Genomic DNA, 18,985 nt, shown 5'->3' on the forward strand with positions numbered 1-18,985 from the left:
GGCGCCTGCATCAAAAAGCAGAGCGCCCGTTCTGGCTCACCTATTGAGCCGCTGCAGCAAGGAGTGTTTATCTCTGAACCCAGGGATTATCTGGAAATGTCCTTCCGCTCGATTCAATGCTTTGCCAATGATGGCCGCCTGGACGTGAGCGAGCTGGGCGCACTGCTGGACATCGCCGAGCGCGACGGTGATATCGATGAAAACGAAGTGCGTGTGCTGACAAAGATCATCGAACGCATCCGGCCCGAGGAAATCGACCAGCCGATGCGCGACAAGCTCGCCGAGGTGGCCAAGAAAATCGGAGCTTGAAGCAAGCTCCACAGCGCAAGCCATTGGGCCCCGCCCGCTACTTAATGCAGGCCCCCGTGCGATCGGGGGCTCGTTGCTTGCAGACCGCATAGATTCAAGGAAGACCATGATGTCGGACGTCCAAGCCGAAAATACCCAGGACATTCTCGATAAAGCCGTCGCGCAAGGCGGTGCTTACGAGGTGCTGCACAAGCGACTGCAGGAGCAGGGGTTACGTCTTCGGCATATCACCGAGAGCCTGAACGAAGAGCGCTTGGAGGCCTTCGGTAGCAGCCGAATGGAGGTGGTGGAGCGCGTCCGTATCCGTACCGAGAATAACTGCACTGCACGTGACATCGCCCAGGTCGGCGACAGCTTGCTGTTTGGCTACAACGTCTTTCTCGGGCTCAAGAAGGAAACCCGTGTCGAGGACGTATTTTCGCTCTATCGCTTGAGCGAGCAGGCCGAGGGCTACGAAGCCCAAGCCGTGGCGCTTGAGGGCAGCTTTCTTGCCCAGAGCAGCTTCGTAAACGACTTCAACGAGCTCTACACGTACTACAAGAACACCCGCTTGCTACAGCTGATAGTGCGCGACGGCAAGCTGCTGGCAAGCTTCCAGATTGGCGAGCGAGTCACGGACATCCGGGTATTCCGCTGGTCAATCTCCAATGACGGCAGAGATGTCCGGTATATCGACAACCGCGGTGAACGCGATATCGCGTTGCCGGAACCATTCGATTTCGAATGGCAGAAGACTTCTCGTGAGATGGTGGTCAACGGCCGCCATCCGCATCTGAATATCCTCGACACCCTGTTCGTCGAGACCATTGGCGGCGACCTGACTGTCAAGGTGGAAAACAACACCGACGATGGCCTTGGCATCTACCGTGAGGCGGTGCTGGACAAGACCCAGTCCCTCGACGATGCGCAGATCGAGTACGCCAGGCTCGGTAGCCTGATCCTGCTCAAGGTGCTGCCGTATCGGGAAGAGCAGTGGCGCTATCTGGTCTTCAACAGCCTGACGCGCACCGTTGAGCGCCTTGATGCAATCGGACTGGCCTGCGTTCAGTTGCCGGAGGACCATGGAATCATCTTTCCTGGCGGTTACTACCTGCAGAACGGAGAGTCCAAGGCGTTCGAGCAATCGATGGACGGCATGCGCTTCAAGCGTGCGGTGCGCTCGCCTAACGGTGAGGATGTGCAGTACATCTTCTACCATCCGGAAGAAGGGCGATCGGCGTTATTTACCTACAACATGATCGATCGCCAGTTGCAGAATCCGATCTTCGGTCACGGCTATGCCCGGCTCGAAGACGGCCGCATGGTGATCTTTTCCGCCGAAGGCAGTGAGCCCACACGCATCCACCCGATGCAGATATGGCAGACGCCGTTCTGTACCGATGACTTCGCCGCACGGCAGCCTGCGCGCAGCGGGTTTTTCGGGCGCATCGGCAATGCCGAGTTGGTGCGCGGCGTATCCGACCTGTTCAATCTGAGTCGCGAGATCGACGCGCCGCAGATATCGGTTCAGCGTTATACCCAGCTCTGTCAGAACACCCGCCGTCTGTTCGATGCCTACCACTGGCTGGACGATGCCCAGTGCCAGGGGCTTGCGCTGCTGCTGCGCGAGATTGCAGCAACCGGCGAGCTGGTGCTCGATGAGTTCGAGAAGGTCGAGAGCATTCGTCAGCAATCGAGCCGCGCGATGGCCGAAGCTCAAACGCGGCAGAAGGCGCTGCTCTCCGGGTTGCTGACCGATAGTTGGGACAGGGTGCAGCAGTTCGTCGAAGCGCTTAACGCGATCAACTCACAGCGCGGCCAGCTACTGACCATTCGCGACTACCGCTATATCGATGTCTCGCGCATCGATGCCATGGAGGCCGAACTGCTCGAGGCACAGGAGCGGGCCAGTTTGGCGACTTCGAGGTTCCTGGCCAGCGATGCGGCGCTCGAACCTTACCTGGTTGAGCTCGTTGAACTCGATGCCACCGCACAGAAGGCGGAAACCGTCACTCAGCTCAATGAGCCCCTTGCCGGCATGCAGCAGATGGCTGCAGGCCTGGACATGCTTTCCGGTCTTATGGCGTCGTTGTCGATCGAAGACGCCACCGAGCGCACCCGCATCGTCGAGTCGATCTCGGAAGTGTATGCCCGTCTCAATCAGGCTAAGGCGCGAGCGGAGCAGCGCCGCAAGGGACTCGGTTCGGCGGAAACCGTGGCCCAGTTCGGTGCTCAGTTCAAATTGTTTAGCCAGGGCATCCCCAACGCTTTGGCCCAGGCATCGGACCCGGAGCGCTGCGACGAGCAGCTCTCACGCCTGCTGGTGCAGCTCGAGGAGCTGGAAAGCCAGTTCGGTGATCACGAACAGTTCCTCGGCGACATCCTGAGCAAGCGTGAGGAGTTGCTGGAGACCTTCGAGGCGCACAAGCAGAGCCTGCTTGATGACCGCCAGCGCCGCGCCCAGGGCGTGCTCGATGCTGCGTCGCGTATTCTCGACAGCCTCGGTCGCCGTACTGCCCGGCTGAACCAGACCGAGGAGCTCAACGCCTTCTTTGCCGCCGACCCGCTAATCCTCAAACTGCGTGAGATGGTGGGGCGCCTGCGCGACCTCAAGGACAGCGTCAAGGCAGACGATGTGGAGGCGCGCCTGAAGAGCGCCCGCGACCAGGCGGTGCGGGCGATGCGCGACAAGAGCGAGCTGTTCGAGGCCGGTGGCAACGTCATCCGACTGGGCCCGCGCCACCGCTTTAGCGTCAACACGCAGGAGTTGGATCTGACCCTGCTGCCCCGTGGTGATCAGCTGTATCTGCACCTCACCGGGACCGATTTTCTCGAGCCGTTGCGTGATCCCGAGCTCGAAGCGTTACGCGAATTCTGGCAGGTGTCGCTGGAGTCGGAATCGGAAGCGTTGTACCGCGCCGAGTACCTGGCCGGCGAAGTGCTCGCCGCGGCGGATGCCGGACACGACGGCCTGGATATCAATAGCCTCAAGCAGCTACTCGTCGACCGTGAGGCGCTGAGCAGACGCATTCGAGATTTTGCCGCCCCTCGTTACCGGGAAGGTTACGAAAAGGGTATCCACGATCACGACGCGGCGCTGATCCTGGCGCGCCTGCTACCGCTTCGCGACAGCGCCGGGCTGCTTAGCCATACGCCGATGGCGCGAGGCACTGGCTGTTTTTTCTGGAACAGCGTTGAGGGTCAGGCCATTGCATTGGAGTGGCCGGAGCGCGCCCGCACCAGTCGGCATATTCAGCAGCTTTTTGGTCGCCGGGATGGGATCGACCAACTTGAAGTGGAAATCGCTTCGGCGATTGAGCGGTTTGCGGCCGACGAAGGGATGACGCTGCGGTCCGGACTGCCAATAGACGCAGCGCGCTATCTGGTCCAGGAGCTGGCTGGCGAACGCATCGAATTCGTCTTCAGCAAATACGCGCGCCAACTGCTCGGCTCGCTGCAGGCAAAGCTGGAAGCAGCACGTGTCTGGGATGGCTATGTGCAGACATTGGAGCGACTGCAGGGTCGCCCAGCGGCACGGTGGGCGCTGGTGGACAACTGGTTGCAAGGACTCTGCGATCAGGGCGAGCTGTCCGACCTTGCTCGTTACATCCCCGAAGCAGTGGCGCTGGCTCTTTTGCCGGAGGGGCAGAGTAGACGGGTCACTGAAGTGGATCTGCGCTTTGCTGTTGAAGAGCTGATGGGTGACCACCCACGGATTGAAGGCCAGCAGCTAATGCTGTCGCTGGATGACTATTTCGAGCGGCTCGAGAACCATCGCCGACGCTTCCTGCCACAACTTCGGCGTTATCAGGCCTTGCGTCAGGACGTGATCGGTCGTGAGCGTGAGGCGCTGCGCCTTAGCGAGTTCAAGCCACGGCCGCTGAGTTCTTTCGTGCGCAACAAGCTGATAAACGACGTTTATCTGGGGTTCATTGGCGACAACCTCGCCAAGCAGATGGGCACTGCAGGAGAGAACAAGCGCACCGATTTGATGGGGCTTTTGATGCTCATCTCGCCGCCTGGCTACGGCAAGACAACCCTGATGGAATATGTAGCCCATCGATTGGGGCTGATCTTCATGAAGATCAATGGCCCGGCGTTGGGCCACGAGGTTCGTTCGGTGGACCCTGCGCAAGCGCCCGATGCCACTTCGCGCCAGGAGCTGGAGAAGCTCAATCTGGCTCTGGAGATGGGAAACAACGTGATGCTGTATGTCGATGACATCCAGCACACCCATCCAGAATTCCTGCAGAAATTCATCTCGCTTTGCGACGGTACGCGGCGTATCGAAGGCGTCTGGAAGGGCAAGACCAAAACCTATGACATGCGTGGCAAGAAATTCTGCGTGATCATGTCCGGCAACCCCTATACCGAATCCGGTGACGTCTTCAAAATCCCTGACATGCTTGCCAACCGTGCGGATATCTACAACCTCGGCGATACGCTCGGAGGCATGCAGGAAGCATTCAGCCTCAGCTATATCGAGAATGCGTTGACCTCCAATCCGATCCTGGCGCCGCTGGCTACCCGCGACATGGCCGATGTCTACCGGCTGGTCGACAAGGCCCAGGGCAAGCCGTTCTCCGCCAATGAGCTGTCCTACAGCTACAGCGCCGCCGAGATCAACGAGATCACCGCTACGCTCGAACGCTTGATGCAGGTGCGCGATGTCGTCGGCAGGGTCAACCAGCAGTACATCGTCAGTGCCGCGCAGGCCGACCAGTACCGTAGCGAGCCGCCGTTCAAGTTGCAGGGCAGTTACCGCAACATGAACAAGATGGCTGAGAAGATCAGTTCGGTGATGAACCAGGCAGAGCTGTTGCAGCTGATCGCCGACCATTACCAGGGTGAATCGCAGTTGCTCACCACTGGTGCCGAGGAAAACCTGCTCAAGCTTGCTGAGCTGCGCGGCAATATGACGAACGCTCAGGCCGAGCGCTGGGCGCAGATCAAGCGTGACTTCATGCGCAACAAGGCCATGGGCGGCAGTGACACCGATGTTGGGAGCCGCGTAGTCGCGCAGCTCAACGATCTGGTCGAAAGCGTGCGCGGGCTGAGCATCGGCAAGTCCGACCGTGATGAGGCGCGTATTCCCTGGGAGCAACTGATTAGCGGGCTGGATAATCTTGGCCGGCTAAGACCGCAGGTAGAAGTCGTCGCACCGCCTCAGCCAGCCGTACAGAAGCTGCTGGAGAATCTGGCCGACAGCCTGCAGAACAGTTTTCTGCCGCTGATCAAAACCATGGATAAGAAGATCGATATCGACTTGCGTACCCACCATCGGATGCTGGAGATATCCGCTCAGCTGCGTGAGCTTGGCGAACATCTCGGCCAGGAGCAACGCAACGTCGAACCCCACGATGGAGTGCCGTGAAGCGAGCGCTCGGTGAGCTGCGCTTTCTGGCCGTGTTGGCCGGCGGCATGGTGCTTGTGCAGCTCGTCAACAGCTTTACCGGCGGTGCGCTGAATGTATGGGGGTTGGTGCCGCGTCAGGTGCAGGCGCTGCCTGGCATTTTGATCGCGCCCTGGCTGCACGGCGGCTGGGCGCACCTGCTGAGCAACCTCAGCGGCCTCATGATTCTTGGGGCACTGGTGTTGCTGCGCTCGCGGCGCGATTTCGTACTGGCAAGCCTCTTCATCATCGTCGGCAGCGGCGTGCTGGTGTGGTGTTTTGGGCGTATCGGCGTGCACATCGGTGCAAGCGGCTGGTTGTTCGGTTTTTGGGGGTTATTGCTGGCCCGCGCCTGGCTCGATCGAAGTCTGCTTGACCTGGCGCTCGCTGGGCTTGTCTTCCTGTTTTATGGCGGCTGGCTGTTCGGGCTGTTGCCGCGTGACGGAGTTTCCTTCGAATACCATCTCGCCGGTGCGTCGTGCGGCGTGCTTTACGCTGTGCTGTCGCGGAACCGGCGTCTCTGACAAAAAGGACTTTGTGTGGATTTCAATCGACTTGACCAACAGTTGCGCGACAGCTTGGCTGATCTGCGCCTGAGCAACGAAGAGCGCGACGAGTTGCGTCAGCTGGGCAGCGAGCTGACAGTTGACCAGATACGCTTCCTGCGTAATCGGGCTTTCGCCTTGGTGCGCGAGCTTAGCCGTGAGCCGGCGAACGTTGAGCCTGCGCTTAAATGGCTGGAGCAGGTGATCAAGACGCTCGACTCCTGCTCCACTCCAGTCAGGGTAGAGCAGGCCAGCGCACACTTCAGTCCGGGCGAGAGCTGCCGTCGCAAGATTCGCGACCTCTGCCGGCAGGCGCGCAAGAGCGTGGATATCTGGGCGGTTGCAGGAGCTGAGTGCAACACGGTTATTGAATTGAAGCCGGAGCATCATGCCGCATTGCCATGGAATTTTGCATGACCTCTCCCATCACCTCGATGGGGCATTTGAAGTCGAAGCGCTTGCGCGGTCGCATGTTCAGTTGCAGCGCAATGGCGTCCAGCTTCTCCTGGCTATGTACCGACAGGTCTGTGCCCTTGGGCAAGTACTGGCGAATCAGGCCGTTGATGTTTTCGTTGCTGCCGCGCTGCCAGGGGCTGTGCGGGTCGCAGAAGTAGATCGCCACGCCGGTTCTTTGGGTGATCTCGGCGTGTCGCGCCATCTCCCGGCCCTGGTCGTAAGTCATGCTCTTGCGCATCTCCAGCGGCATGCTATTGAGCGCGGCGCTGAAGCCTTCCAGTGCCGAAGTCGCCGTCGCGTCGTTCATCTTCACCAACATCAGGTAGCCACTGGTGCGTTCCACCAGCGTACCGACGGACGAGGCGTTGGCCTTACCCTTGATGAGGTCGCCTTCCCAATGCCCCGGCATCAGCCTGTCTTCAATCTCCGGCGGGCGCACATGAATACTGACCATCTCGGGGATCTGGCCGCGCCGATCCACGCCACCAGAGCGCGGCCGGCGCGTCGTCTTGCCTTGGCGCAGACAGATGATCAGCTCCTTACGCAGCTCACCCACTGGCAGGGCATAGATCGCGTTGTAGATCGTCTCGCGACAGACGTAGGCATCTCGCAGGTTGGGTATGTTCATGCTGCGCAGCTTGCCGGCAATCTGCTCGGGAGACAAACGCTCACGCAGCATATGGGTCACCAGTTCGAAGCGCTCGCTACCCGGCAACAGTTTTCGCATCGGTCGACAAACCTGGCGGCGGGCCTGCATTTGCTGCTGGGCCAGGCGGGCCGAGTAGCCACCGCAAGCACCTCGGTTACGGCGCAGCTCACGGCTGATGGTCGAAGGGGATCGGTTGATCAAGCAGGCAATCCTGCGCAGGCTGAAGCCTTGGGTACGACCGATTTGAATGGTGGCGCGCTCTTCAACGCTGAGTTCGGTATAAGACATAGGGGCAGCACCGTACCGGAAAGGTCAGGTGTTGCACTCAGTTTTTGCCGCCGCCCTGTGTTTACACTATCTCCGATGATCAACTCAGTGAGGAGATTCTGGCCTGCCACCTACGGGGCGTAACGGTGCGGGTAATCAGCGACAACGAGAAACAGTATGACGCGGGCAGCGACATCCAGTGGTTGCGCGATAAGGGCGTGCCGTTGCGTATCGACTCCGGCCCCTACCACATGCATCACAAGTTCGCGCTATTTGACGGGCGCCTGCTCCTCAACGGCAGTTTCAACTGGACCCGTAGCGCGACCACCAGCAATGAGGAAAATCTGCTGGTGATCGATCATCCACAATTGCTGGCCGATTACGCGCGCGAATTCGAGGCGCTCTGGTCGCGTTACGCGGAGAATTGTTAATCGCCAAAGTTGGTCAGCTTCTTCAAGCCGCGTTGGGCTGCCGCCAGAAATCGTCGCTGAACACCTTGTCGAGTAAGCGCTGCTTGAGCGTGCGGCTTTCATCGGTAGCTGCGGCGTCGAGTTTCTTCAGCAGGCGCTGAGGCCCGTTGCGCGGGTCGAAAAGGTCTCGATAGCCAAGGCCATCGACCGCGTGGGCGAGTAGGCCCTGCTCCAGTAATGCGTCGACCCAGTCCGACGGATAGCTGATATCTCCAGGTATTTTCCGGATTAGACCCTCCGCTTCATCGACATCTCCTAGACGCAAGTATGCGATGGCTAGGTCATCGAGTAGCAAGGCCATGTCGAACGCTTCGATTTCCTCTGGGGCGTTGTCGGTGACCAGCGTGCCCCGTACATTGTCTAGCAGGCTTCGCGCATCTGCCGGCCGATCCAGGCGCTGTAGCAGAAGGGCGTGGCGTATGTCGGTGAATGCACGGTCGAAGAGAGGCTGACGTTCTGCCAAGCGCTGAATCTGTTCCAGAGCGCGGCGAATTTCGTAACTGGTGCGTTGGCGCTCCGGCAGGCGGCTTTGTAATGTCAGGCGCGCATTCAGAACCTGCAGTCGTAGGTGATCGCGATCGGTGTCCTCTGGTAGGTACTCGATCCAGCGCTCGGCCTGGCCAAGCATCGAGGTGGCTAGGTCTGGCTGGCTTTGTTCATAAAGAGACCATAGCGACAAGTACAGGCTGATGCGCTGTGTTTCGTGCCTGGACAAGCGCTGCACATCTCGCTCGGCTTCAGACACGGCGCCCTGGTCAATCCACCATTGGGCCAGCCTCAGTAGTAAGGCGTCATGCGCGCCTTCTTCGACCTCCTCCAGCAATGCCTCGGCCTCGCGAAGCTGGCGATGTCGCAGCATGGCGTCGAGCAATTGATCGTAATGTTCGTCGCGCCAGTTCGCATCCAGTCGCTGGATCTGCTGCTGGGCTTGAGCGAGCCAGCCGGCTTCTATCATGGGGGCGATGAAGGGATTGTTGCGTTGCAGCGAAAGCGAATCGGAGATTTCCAGAAGCTGTTGGAGATCGCCAAGGGAAGCCAACTCCCGCGCAAGAATTTCCAACCCGACAATGTCTTCAGCCGGAACGGTCTTCTGCAGTGCCCAGAACTGCGCGAGGCTATGCCGTGCGGCATCCTCTTTGCCGCTCTGGCGTTGCAGGCGCGCAAGGCCCAGCCACTGCTGTGCGCTCAGGTTGGGTGTGGTGGCGAACGTTTCGAGCTCGCTATTGGCTGTGTCCTGATCGCCCTCGGCAAGCAACAATGGGATGCGTAGCAGCGGATCGCTAGGGCGCTTATCGCCAGTGCGCTTTAGCAGCTCCAGTGCCCTTCCGGCTTCACCTGCGTCGATCAGCTGGTAAAGCATCTTGGCTAGCGCTTCGCGGCGATGGTGCGCGTCGAGGTACGAATATAGCCCCAGCGCTTCTTCCTCACGGTTCAGCTCGAGCAGGGTCGCGCACAGCGATGCATTGGCCACCTGCCAGGCATCGCCCTGTAGCCGTGCAGCCAAATCAATGGCCATTTCGGGGGCCAAAATGCGTAGGGTCGAGATGCGATTGATCCACACCACCTCCTCAAGGGTGAGGCGGGCTGAGCTATCAGCAACGGGAATCCGATGTGGCTTCGGGTCAGCGCCAGTGATGGCGATAATCAAGAAAACCCCGATGAGTACCACCAGTACGACGACAAATGCTTCCATGAGAATCCATTCTCTCTGCTTCTTAAAAGACCCGTGGCAGGCCAGGCGGCGCTTTATAAGGGCCGGGCAGGGAAGGGCGCAATGATGGGGCCTGCCAAATGCCAACCTGGTCTCTCTCGGGCTCACGGCGCCATAATTCTGTAGACTCTTCGCCTTTCGTTCGCCGGATGCCCGCCATGGCGCTGCAAGCCACCCCTTACAAAGTTGAAATCAATCTCACCGATCTCGATCGCCATGTTTATCAGGATCTTCGCTTCACCGTGGCTCGTCATCCATCGGAGACTGAAGAGCGGATGGTCGCGCGGCTGATTGCTTATGTGCTCTGGTACGGCGAGCAGTTGGCCTTTGGCCGCGGGCTGTCGGATGTTGATGAACCCGCGTTGTGGGAAAAGAGTCTGGACGATCGTGTGCTGCACTGGATCGAAGTGGGCCAGCCGGATGCTGAGCGGATTACCTGGTGTTCGCGCCGTGCCGAGCGCTTCAGTCTCGTGGCCTATGGCAACCTGCGGGTCTGGCAGACCAAGGTGCTCGATAGTGTCCGCAGTTTAAAGAAAATCAACGTTGTAGCGGTGGGGCAGGAGGCGCTGGAGTCAGTCTCGCGCGACTTGCCGCGGTCGATCAGCTGGAGCGTAATGGTCAGCGAAGGGTCGATGTTCATTACCGATGAGCGCGGCCAGCATGAGATACCTCTGGAGTGGTTGATCGGCGAACGCGGCTGAGGCGCTCGCCGATCAGCCCTGTAGGGCGCGACGATCTCTCGATCAAGACTGCCAGAACTGCACGAACGCATTGAACGACATCACCACCCCGACCGCCGTGGCCAGCATGGCCAATATGCCGAACACCAGCATCCAGGTGGGGTGACGGTAGGCGTCGCCGACGATGTTCGTTTTGCGCGATGCGAGCAGTATGCAGCCCAGTGCCAGCGGCAGCACCAGGGCATTCAGCGTGCCCGCTACCACCAGAACCTTCACGGGCTGGCCGACCAGGCTGTAGATGAGCGTCGAACAGGCAATAAAGGCGATCACGACTCGCTGGTTATGCCGGCGGATGCTGTCATGCAGCGAGTACATGAAGGTCACACTGGTATAAGCGGCGCCGATCACCGATGAAACCGAAGCGGCCAGCAGCACTACGCCAAAGATCTTGTAGCCGATGGTGCCCATCGAGTGGGAGAACACCGATGCAGCGGGGTTGCTCGGGTCGAGACTCAGGCCCTGGCTGACGACACCGAGGGCTGCGAGGAACAGGCAGATGCGCACGACGCCGGTGGTGGCGATACCGATCACGGCCGCGCGGGTTACCAGCCTGACATTCTCTACACCGGTGATGCCGGCCTCTACCAGGCGATGGCCACCGGAAAACGATATGTAGCCGCCGACCGTGCCGCCCACCAATGTCACGATCGGCAGCAGCAGGATCAATGGGTCGTCCGGATTGAAGCTGCGACTCATCGCCTCGAGCAGCGGTGGATTCGACTGCAGCATGGCGTAGCCGATCATGCACAGCATTACCAGGCCGAGCACCTGCATCACCGAATCCATCACGCCCTTGGCGTTGCGTAGCAGGAAGATGCCGATGATCAGCACCGCGGCGATCAGCGAGCCGATTATCGGCGGGACGCCGAAGATCACATTCATCGCCAATCCGGCGCCACCGATATTGCCGATGTTGAATGCGATGCCGCCAAGGACGATGAAGGCCGATATCAGATGGCCGACGCCGGGTATCACCCGGTTGGCTACGTCCTGCCCACGCAGGTTGGCGACGGTGATCACCCTCCAGATGTTGAGCTGCGCACCAACGTCGATGAGCAACGAGATCAGGATCGCGAAGGCGAAACTCGCCAGATATTTTTCGGTGAACAGCGAGGTCTGGGTCAGAAACGCGGGTCCGATGGACGAGGTGGCCATGATGAAAATGGCGCCGCGCAGGACGTTGCGCTGAGCGGGGGTGCCGCGTTCGGCTTGTGTGGCTTGCATTGGATACCTTCTTTTTCTTGGTGTTGGGGCAGGTAGAAATGCGCCCGGGTCATACCCGGCGATGTTGTTCTTGTAGGAATAACTGGCTGCTGGCCAGCGGTTTCTTATGAGTGACTACCGCCACTGTGCGAGCAGTTCGCGATGCGCCCGTTGCGCGGCCTCCAGTGCGATCGGTTTGAGCCTTAGCGAGGTGCCGGGCAGGCACTGCGCCAGCTGGGCCACAGCTGCAGGTGTCAGCGCGCCGAGACGTGGATAGCCGCCGATCGTCTGGCGGTCGTTGAGCAGGATGATCGGCTGTCCATCGGCCGGAACCTGGATCGCGCCGAGTGGGACGCCCTCGGAAATCATTGATGAGCGTGCGCTTTGCAGTACGGGGCCGCGCAAGCGCACGCCCATGCGATCGGCTCGTTGATCGACGGTCCAGTCGCTGTTGAAGGCATCGAACAGGCTCTGGCCGCTGAAATCGCCAAACTGCGCACCGAGCACGACCGCCAGGCTCGGGCTCGAAAGCGGGGTGACGGTTTGCGCGGGCAACTCCCGGGGAGTGGCAGAAGCACCGCCGAGCCAGTGCAAGCGGTTGCCCTCGGTCAACGCATGGCCGTCACCGGTCAAGCCGCCAAGCTGCTCGCGCCGCACCGTGGCGCAGCTCCCCAATACCGGTGTCGCCTGAAAGCCGCCTGGCGCAGCGAGATAGGCGCGAACGCCTCGCTTTGGGTGCGTGAAGGTAAGCAGTTGACCCTTACGGACCTCGAAGCTGCGTCCCGGTGCGATGGCTTCGTCATCGAGCGCGGCGCCGAGATCGGCACCGCAGATCGCCAGGCAGGTATCGGTTTGCGCGCGAAGGCTGAAATTCCCCAGCGTGATTTCCACCGTCGCGGCCTGCACCGGATTGCCAAGCAGCCAGTTGGCCCAGTTGTGGGACACCCAGTCCACCGGCCCGCCCTGGGTAACGCCGAGGTGGCGGACGCCCATACGGCCGCCGTCCTGCAGGCTGGCCAGTGCGCCGGCGCGTTCGATAAGCAGGCTCATGCGGCAGTCTCCTGGAAAGGGCTGTCGTCACCGCCCAGGCGGACGAATTCGGCGCGCTCGATGGGCACAAAACGCACCCGGTCCCCTGGTTGCCAGAGGCTGTAGCCGTCGAGCTCGCGGTCGAACAGACGAACCGGGCTGCGCCCGATCAGATTCCAGCCGCCCGGTGAAACCAGTGGATAGATCGCCGTCTGCCGATCGGCGATGCCCAGACTTCCCGCCGGCACCTGCTTGCGCGGTGTGGCCAGGCGCGGGCTGGCCAGACGTTCGTCCACCAGTCCGAGAAAGGCGAAGCCCGGTGCGAAGCCCAGGGCGAATACCTGATAGATATGCGCGCTGTGTTGCTCGATCACGCCGGCTACACCGAGCCCGCTGCGTTTGCCCAGCGCTTGCAGTTCCGGGCCGACGCTCGGGTCGTACCACACCGGTATATCGTGCTGGCGAGCACTTTCGGCAGCGGCCGACTGAAGACCTTCAAGTACCTGATGGAGATGCTGGCGGGCCTGCTGATCGTTCAGCCGGGTCAGGTCGTAATGCACCAGCAGCGTGGTGTAGGAGGGCACGAGATCGATGAGGGCACCGCCGAACGCATCCCGCACACGCTGAGTGGCGGCAAGCATCCACGGCATATTGTCCTCGTCGATCTGATCGAACAGGCGCAGCAACAGGCTGTCGACGCCGACCACTTCGATCCGTGGCTTCATGCGGGAAGCGCCTGCAGCGCCTGACGGATGCGCTGGACGGCGGCGACCGAGCCGGCGTTGTCACCGTGCACGCAGAGGGTATTGGCCTGCAGAATCAGCGCACTGCCATCGCTCGCTGTCAGGGGTTCACCCTTGGCCAGGCGCAGCGCCTGGTCGGCAACGGTATCTGCATCGTGGTGGACGGCGCCTGGCAGGCTGCGCGAAACAAGCATGCCGGCGGCGTCGTAGGCGCGGTCGGCGAACACTTCAAACCACAGGGTGATGCCCATTTCTTCCGCCAGCGCCTGGCTCGTGCTGTTGTCGCGGGTGGACATCAGCATCAGCGGCAGATTGGTGCTGTAGGCCTTGATGGCGCTCATGACCGCGCGCAGCAGGTCGGGCTGGCGCATCATGTCGTTGTACAGCGCACCGTGGGGTTTGACGTAGCGAACCTGCGTGCCTTCGGCGCGGCAGATGCCGTCGAGTGCGCCGATCTGATAGAGCAGCATGTTCTCCACTTCTGCCGGGCTGCAGGCCATGGAGCGCCGACCGAAGCCGACCAGATCCGGATAGGCCGGATGGGCGCCAATGCGCACATCATGTTCGCGTGCCAACGCCACTGTGCGCCGCATGATCTGCGGATCGGACGCATGGAAGCCGCAGGCGACATTGGCGCAATCGATGAACGGCATCACCTCGGCATCCAGGCCCATGGTCCAGGCGCCGAAGCTTTCCCCTATATCGCAATTGAGTAAGAGACGACTCACGATGGCTGCTCCTTTCGAAATGGACTGGTGCGTTTGCGGCGGCGTTGAGGGTCGATACACTGATAAAGTATCGATAAATTATCAACGTATTTCTTCCGTCGGCCGTCTGAAGTGCCTGAGCGGACATTGCTGTATCCTTGCCCGCCACATCGATACGAACGGCGCTGCCGCTTCATCAATCAGGAACTCAAGATGGTTGACGCCAAAAGCCCCCGTCCGTTGCGATCTTCGATCGTCGCTTCGGCGCACCTCGCCGAGCAGTCCCAGGAACTGTCCGAGCTCGAGTACGGCATCATCGTCGCCAGCGCCGCGTTGATGCGCTGGATGGAGCGTTGCATGCAGGCCTGCGGCACGGTGGAGATGAACGCGCTGGACGTCATGGTGCTGCACAACCTCACCAGTCGCGGCCGCGCCAAGCGACAGGCGGACATCTGCCTGCTGCTCAACGTGGAAGACACGCACACCGTGACCTACGCGCTGAAGAAGCTGAGCAAACTCGGCCTAGTGGAAGGTGCCAAGCAGGGCAAGGAAATGTTCTATCGCACCACCGAAAAGGGCCGCGCGCTCTGCCAGGAATACGCCGACATCCGCCGCGAATGCCTGATCGCGTCGTTCGAGAATCTGAATATCGATCCCGATGAGATCCACCGCCTGGCCGGCATGCTGCGTGCCATGTCCGGGCTGTACGACCAGGCCGCTCGCGCCGCCACCTCCCTGTAAACGACCTTCACCGAGTCTGGAATCCCATGCGTATCGAACCCCGCCCCTTGCCCGAGCAGCTGCCCGACCTTGGCGATATGCCGCCACTGCTGCAGCGCCTCTACGCGGCGCGTGGCGTGACCAGCGCGGCAGAGCTGGACAAGGGGTTGGCACGGCTGATCCCTTATAAGCAGCTCAGGGGCATTGATGCGGCGGTGGAGCTGCTGGTCGAGGCGCTGGAAAAGCGTCAACGCATCCTGTTCGTCGGCGATTTCGATGCAGACGGCGCCACCGCCAGCACCGTCGGCGTGCTCGGCCTGCGACAGCTTGGCGCTGCCCACGTCGATTACCTGGTGCCCAATCGCTTCGAGTACGGGTACGGTCTGACCCCTGAAATCGTTGCCGTTGCCTTGCAGCGCGAGCCCGATCTGCTGGTGACCGTGGACAACGGGATTTCCAGCGTCGACGGTGTGGCGGCGGCAAAGGCGGCGGGGCTGAAGGTGCTGGTGACCGACCATCACCTGCCGGGCCACGAACTGCCGGCGGCGGATGCCATCGTCAACCCCAATCAGCCTGAGTGCGCCTTTCCCAGCAAGTGCATCGCCGGGGTCGGCGTTATCTTCTATGTGCTGCTGGCGTTGCGCACTCGCCTGCGTGAGCTGGACTGGTTCGTCCGTCAGGGCTGGGCTGAGCCGAACCTGGCCGAGCTGCTCGATCTGGTGGCGCTGGGCAGCGTCGCTGATGTGGTGCCGCTGGATGCCAACAACCGCATTCTGGTGCATCAGGGCTTGGCGCGGATTCGCGCCGGGCGGGCGAGGGCGGGCCTGCGGGCGATCCTTGAGGTCGCCGGGCGCGACCATCGGCGCATCACCTCCACCGACCTTGGCTTCATTCTCGGGCCGCGATTGAACGCGGCCGGGCGGCTGGATGACATGTCGCTGGGCATCGAATGCCTGCTCTGCGAGGACGAGGCCCTGGCACGGGACATGGCGACCCAGCTCGATCAGCTCAATCAGGACCGCAAGAGCATCGAGCAGGGCATGCAGCGCGAGGCGCTGGCGCAGCTCAAGGATCTGCCGCTGGAGGACTTGCCGTTCGGCCTGTGTCTGTTCGAGGCGGACTGGCACCAGGGCGTGATCGGCATCCTGGCTTCGCGCCTGAAGGAGCGCTACCACCGCCCGACCATTGCCTTCGCCGATGCAGGCGATGGCCTGCTCAAGGGCTCGGCGCGCTCGGTGCCGGGCTTTCATATCCGCGATGCGCTGGATGCGGTCGCCGCCAAGCATCCCGGCCTGATCAGCAAGTTCGGCGGGCACGCCATGGCGGCCGGGCTATCGTTGCCGCAAGCCAATTTTGGCGCCTTTGCCGCTGCGTTCGACGCCGAAGTGCGTCGCCAGCTGTGCGAGGACGATCTCACCGGCCGGCTGCTCACCGATGGCCAGCTCAGCGTTGAGGAGTTCCACCTGGAACTGGCCCGCGCGCTGCGCAACGCCGGGCCCTGGGGCCAGCATTTTCCCGAGCCGATGTTCCACGGTGTGTTCCAGTTGGTGCAGCAGCGCATCGTCGGCGAGCGCCATCTCAAGCTTGTGCTGAAGAGCGAATGCGGCTCGCTGACCCTCGATGGCATCGCCTTCAACATCGATAGCGAGATTTGGCCGAACCCGACGGTGCGTTGGGCCGAGCTGGCCTACAAGCTGGACGTCAACGAGTACCGCGGCCAGGAAAGCGTGCAGCTGATGGTGGCGCATATCGCTCCGCGCTGACCGGCTCTTCGCCGGCCGATGATAGGCCGGCTGAATCCAGCGCCATTCCCCGTCAAGACGTCTGATTGTTGCCCGCTGCCATGGCGCCTAGAGTGGCTGGACAACAACAGCGCCATGCGGGAATCCGAAATGAGCGACACGACCGTCCATCACCGTGCCTGTCACCTGTGCGAAGCCATCTGTGGTCTGACTATCCAGACCGAAGGCGAGCGAATCCTCTCGATCAAGGGCGACCCCCTCGACAGCTTCAGTCGCGGCCATATCTGTCCCAAGGCTGTCGCCTTGCAGGACATCCAGAACGATCCTGACCGGCTGCGCCACCCGATGCGTCGCTGCGGTGATGAGTGGCAGGCGATCAGCTGGGAGGAGGCCTACGAACTGATCGCCGAGCGCCTTGTTGAGATCCGCGAGCGCCACGGCGCCAATGCCGTGGCCATCTACCAGGGCAACCCGAGCGTGCACAACTACGGGCTGATGACCCACAGCAACTATTTCCTTGGCCTGTTGAAAACGCGCAACCGCTTTTCCGCGACCTCGGTCGATCAGCTGCCGCATCACCTGACCAGCCATCTGATGTACGGCCACGGCCTGTTGCTGCCGGTGCCGGACATCGATCACACCGATTTCATGTTGATCCTGGGGGGCAATCCGCTGGCGTCCAACGGCAGCATCATGACCGTGCCTGACGTGGAAAAACGGTTGAAGGCGATCCGTGCCCGCGGAGGCAAGCTGGTGGTGGTCGACCCGCGCCGTAGCGAGACTGCGGCTATCGCCGATCAGCACCTGTTCGTCCGCCCCGGACAGGACGCCGCGCTGCTGTTCGGGCTGCTCAATACTCTGTTCGAGGAAGGCCTGACACGTACCACCGAACTCCCGCTGGATGGCATCGAGGAGGTGCGGGCCTCAATCGCCGCCTTCAGCGCCGAAGCGATGAGCGCTCGTTGCGGGGTTCCGGCCGAGCAGATCCGCCAGCTGGCGCGGGATTTCGCGGCGGCGGACAAGGCGGTCTGCTACGGACGTATGGGCGTTTCGACCCAGGCCTTCGGCACGCTCTGCCAGTGGCTGGTGCAGCTGATCAACCTGGTCACCGGCAATCTCGATCGGGTCGGCGGCGCATTGTGCACCGAGCCGGCCGTGGATCTGGTGGAAACCACCACCGGTGGACATTTTGCCGCCTGGCACAGCCGGGTTTCGCAGTTGCCTGAGTACGGCGGCGAACTGCCGGTAGCGGCACTGGCCGAGGAAATGCTTGAGCCCGGGGAAGGGCAGGTGCGTGCGCTGATTACCGTGGCCGGCAATCCGGTGCTCTCAACGCCCAACGGGCGCAAGCTGGAGCAGGCGCTGGATGGGCTGGAGTTCATGTTCAGCGTCGACTTCTACATCAACGAGACGACCCGCTACGCCGACCTCATCCTGCCGCCCACCGCGCCGCTGGAGCACGATCATTACGACGCGACATTCAATCTGCTTGCCGTGCGCAACGTTACCCGCTTTAACCAGCCGGTACTGCCCAAACCCGAGGGTGCACTGCACGACTGGGAAATCTTCATCGGGCTGGCCAAGGCCTACGCCACGTGGGCGGGTGTCGAGCTCAAGCCGACCATGCCGCCGCAGCAGATGATGGACCTGGCGCTGCGCCATGGGCCATACGGCGACAAGTCCGAGCGCAAGCTAAGCCTGGCCGCCCTGGAGGATTATCCCCACGGGCTGGATCTAGGGCCGCTCAAGCCGAATCTGGCGCGGCGCCTGAAAACGCCGAACCAGCGCATCCAGGCCGCGCCGGCGCTGATGCTGGACGATCTGCAGCGTTTCGCCACGCAGCCTCAGGCGGGTGTCGACGAGCTGTTGCTGATTGGCCGTCGCCATGTACGCAGCAACAATTCCTGGATGCACAACTACCAGCGGCTGGTGAAGGGCAAACCGCGTCATCAGCTGCTGATGAATCCTGCGGACATGGCTGCTCGGACTTTGCAGGATGGTCAGCGGGTGCGCGTGCATTCGCGGGTCGGCGTGGTCGAGGTGGAGGCGCTGGCCAGCGAGGAAATGATGCCCGGCGTGGTCAGCCTGCCCCATGGTTGGGGGCACGCCCGTCCTGGCGTGCAACTGGATATCGCGCGGCAGCAGCCGGGCGTCAGCAGCAATGACCTGACCGATGAGCGTGAGCTGGACGTCTCCGGCAACGCGGCGCTCAACGGTGTGTCGGTGCAGGTCAGCGCCGCCTGAACGCCGCTTCGCCAGTTCTGAACTGGGCATGACCCTGGAAACGGTCTCTACTGATGGATGTCCAATTTGCATCCACGAC

The 18,985-nt window shown here is 61.6% G+C and carries 13 protein-coding genes and 2 pseudogenes; 9 read left to right on the forward strand and 6 right to left on the reverse strand.

From position 1 onward, the window contains the following. Window positions 1-63: 63 nt before the first annotated feature. From AAEZ08_RS06780 to AAEZ08_RS06795, 4 genes and pseudogenes are all read left to right on the forward strand, one after another. Entirely contained in the window at window positions 64-309 is a 246-nt protein-coding gene (locus tag AAEZ08_RS06780; RefSeq protein WP_500123943.1) for a hypothetical protein, read from the forward strand. 109 nt (window positions 310-418) lie between these two features. Then, entirely contained in the window at window positions 419-5,662 is a 5,244-nt protein-coding gene (locus AAEZ08_RS06785; RefSeq protein WP_500123944.1) for a DNA repair ATPase, read from the forward strand. Between the two features lie 47 nt (window positions 5,663-5,709). After that, window positions 5,710-6,204, forward strand: a complete 495-nt coding sequence (locus tag AAEZ08_RS06790; RefSeq protein WP_500123977.1) for a rhomboid family intramembrane serine protease — start codon at window positions 5,710-5,712, stop codon at window positions 6,202-6,204. Between the two features lie 15 nt (window positions 6,205-6,219). Continuing rightward, window positions 6,220-6,558 (forward strand): annotated as a pseudogene (locus tag AAEZ08_RS06795) (phospholipase D-like domain-containing protein); the annotation flags it as partial. 31 nt (window positions 6,559-6,589) lie between these two features. Here the strand turns inward: AAEZ08_RS06795 and AAEZ08_RS06800 are convergent. Beyond that, window positions 6,590-7,618 (reverse strand): IS30-like element ISPsp7 family transposase, encoded by a 1,029-nt coding sequence (locus AAEZ08_RS06800; protein WP_003283602.1) that lies wholly within the window; start codon window positions 7,616-7,618, stop codon window positions 6,590-6,592. 56 nt (window positions 7,619-7,674) lie between these two features. On the opposite strand from AAEZ08_RS06800, the pseudogene AAEZ08_RS06805 reads away from it, so the two are divergent. After that, window positions 7,675-8,028, forward strand: a pseudogene (locus tag AAEZ08_RS06805) (phospholipase D-like domain-containing protein); the annotation flags it as partial. A gap of 22 nt (window positions 8,029-8,050) precedes the next feature. Here AAEZ08_RS06805 and AAEZ08_RS06810 read toward each other — a convergent pair. Further along, complete coding sequence (locus AAEZ08_RS06810) at window positions 8,051-9,760, reverse strand: tetratricopeptide repeat protein (protein ID WP_483030751.1); 1,710 nt, start codon at window positions 9,758-9,760, stop codon at window positions 8,051-8,053. Between the two features lie 176 nt (window positions 9,761-9,936). Between AAEZ08_RS06810 and AAEZ08_RS06815 the strand changes: the two genes are divergently transcribed. Then, window positions 9,937-10,479 carry a YaeQ family protein gene (locus tag AAEZ08_RS06815; protein WP_003283854.1) on the forward strand — a complete coding sequence of 181 codons (543 nt, stop codon included), beginning with the start codon at window positions 9,937-9,939 and terminating at the stop codon, window positions 10,477-10,479. A 42-nt stretch (window positions 10,480-10,521) separates the two neighbouring features. Here AAEZ08_RS06815 and AAEZ08_RS06820 read toward each other — a convergent pair whose 3' ends face one another. From AAEZ08_RS06820 to AAEZ08_RS06835, 4 genes are all read right to left on the reverse strand, one after another. After that, window positions 10,522-11,742: an NRAMP family divalent metal transporter gene (locus AAEZ08_RS06820; RefSeq protein ID WP_003283852.1), complete on the reverse strand. Its 1,221-nt coding sequence runs from the start codon at window positions 11,740-11,742 to the stop codon at window positions 10,522-10,524. Between the two features lie 114 nt (window positions 11,743-11,856). Beyond that, window positions 11,857-12,771, reverse strand: a complete 915-nt coding sequence (locus AAEZ08_RS06825; RefSeq protein ID WP_500123945.1) for a 5-oxoprolinase subunit C family protein — start codon at window positions 12,769-12,771, stop codon at window positions 11,857-11,859. Beyond that, window positions 12,768-13,475 (reverse strand): 5-oxoprolinase subunit PxpB, encoded by a 708-nt coding sequence (gene pxpB, locus AAEZ08_RS06830; RefSeq protein ID WP_500123946.1) that lies wholly within the window; start codon window positions 13,473-13,475, stop codon window positions 12,768-12,770. The genes AAEZ08_RS06825 and pxpB overlap by 4 nt, the downstream gene beginning before the upstream one ends. Then, the gene (locus AAEZ08_RS06835) at window positions 13,472-14,221 is read right to left on the reverse strand and encodes a 5-oxoprolinase subunit PxpA (RefSeq protein ID WP_102819455.1); all 750 of its coding nucleotides are present in this window, start codon (window positions 14,219-14,221) and stop codon (window positions 13,472-13,474) included. Before AAEZ08_RS06835 ends, pxpB begins: the two co-directional genes overlap by 4 nt. A gap of 192 nt (window positions 14,222-14,413) precedes the next feature. Between AAEZ08_RS06835 and AAEZ08_RS06840 the strand changes: the two genes are divergently transcribed. From AAEZ08_RS06840 to AAEZ08_RS06850, 3 genes are all read left to right on the forward strand, one after another. Next, the gene (locus AAEZ08_RS06840; protein WP_500123947.1) at window positions 14,414-14,941 is read left to right on the forward strand and encodes a winged helix DNA-binding protein; all 528 of its coding nucleotides are present in this window, start codon (window positions 14,414-14,416) and stop codon (window positions 14,939-14,941) included. 26 nt (window positions 14,942-14,967) lie between these two features. Beyond that, window positions 14,968-16,683 (forward strand): single-stranded-DNA-specific exonuclease RecJ, encoded by a 1,716-nt coding sequence (gene recJ / locus AAEZ08_RS06845; RefSeq protein ID WP_500123948.1) that lies wholly within the window; start codon window positions 14,968-14,970, stop codon window positions 16,681-16,683. A gap of 129 nt (window positions 16,684-16,812) precedes the next feature. After that, window positions 16,813-18,906, forward strand: coding sequence for a molybdopterin-dependent oxidoreductase (locus AAEZ08_RS06850; RefSeq protein ID WP_500123949.1), 2,094 nt, complete (start codon window positions 16,813-16,815; stop codon window positions 18,904-18,906). The last annotated feature ends 79 nt before the right edge of the window (window positions 18,907-18,985 follow it).

It is taken from the genome of Pseudomonas sp. E45-MNA-CIBAN-0222, from assembly GCF_040310405.1.
Classification (GTDB): Bacteria; Pseudomonadota; Gammaproteobacteria; order Pseudomonadales; family Pseudomonadaceae; genus Stutzerimonas; species Stutzerimonas stutzeri_AC.

Coding starts and splice junctions, on each gene's coding strand:
- AAEZ08_RS06785 (WP_500123944.1), top strand. CDS start 419: ATGTCGGACGTCCAAGCCGAAAATACCCAGGACATTCTCGATAAAGCC.
- AAEZ08_RS06790 (WP_500123977.1), top strand. CDS start 5,710: ATGGTGCTTGTGCAGCTCGTCAACAGCTTTACCGGCGGTGCGCTGAAT.
- AAEZ08_RS06800 (WP_003283602.1), bottom strand. CDS start 7,618: ATGTCTTATACCGAACTCAGCGTTGAAGAGCGCGCCACCATTCAAATC.
- AAEZ08_RS06810 (WP_483030751.1), bottom strand. CDS start 9,760: ATGGAAGCATTTGTCGTCGTACTGGTGGTACTCATCGGGGTTTTCTTG.
- AAEZ08_RS06815 (WP_003283854.1), top strand. CDS start 9,937: ATGGCGCTGCAAGCCACCCCTTACAAAGTTGAAATCAATCTCACCGAT.
- AAEZ08_RS06820 (WP_003283852.1), bottom strand. CDS start 11,742: ATGCAAGCCACACAAGCCGAACGCGGCACCCCCGCTCAGCGCAACGTC.
- AAEZ08_RS06825 (WP_500123945.1), bottom strand. CDS start 12,771: ATGAGCCTGCTTATCGAACGCGCCGGCGCACTGGCCAGCCTGCAGGAC.
- pxpB (WP_500123946.1), bottom strand. CDS start 13,475: ATGAAGCCACGGATCGAAGTGGTCGGCGTCGACAGCCTGTTGCTGCGC.
- AAEZ08_RS06840 (WP_500123947.1), top strand. CDS start 14,414: ATGGTTGACGCCAAAAGCCCCCGTCCGTTGCGATCTTCGATCGTCGCT.
- recJ (WP_500123948.1), top strand. CDS start 14,968: ATGCGTATCGAACCCCGCCCCTTGCCCGAGCAGCTGCCCGACCTTGGC.
- AAEZ08_RS06850 (WP_500123949.1), top strand. CDS start 16,813: ATGAGCGACACGACCGTCCATCACCGTGCCTGTCACCTGTGCGAAGCC.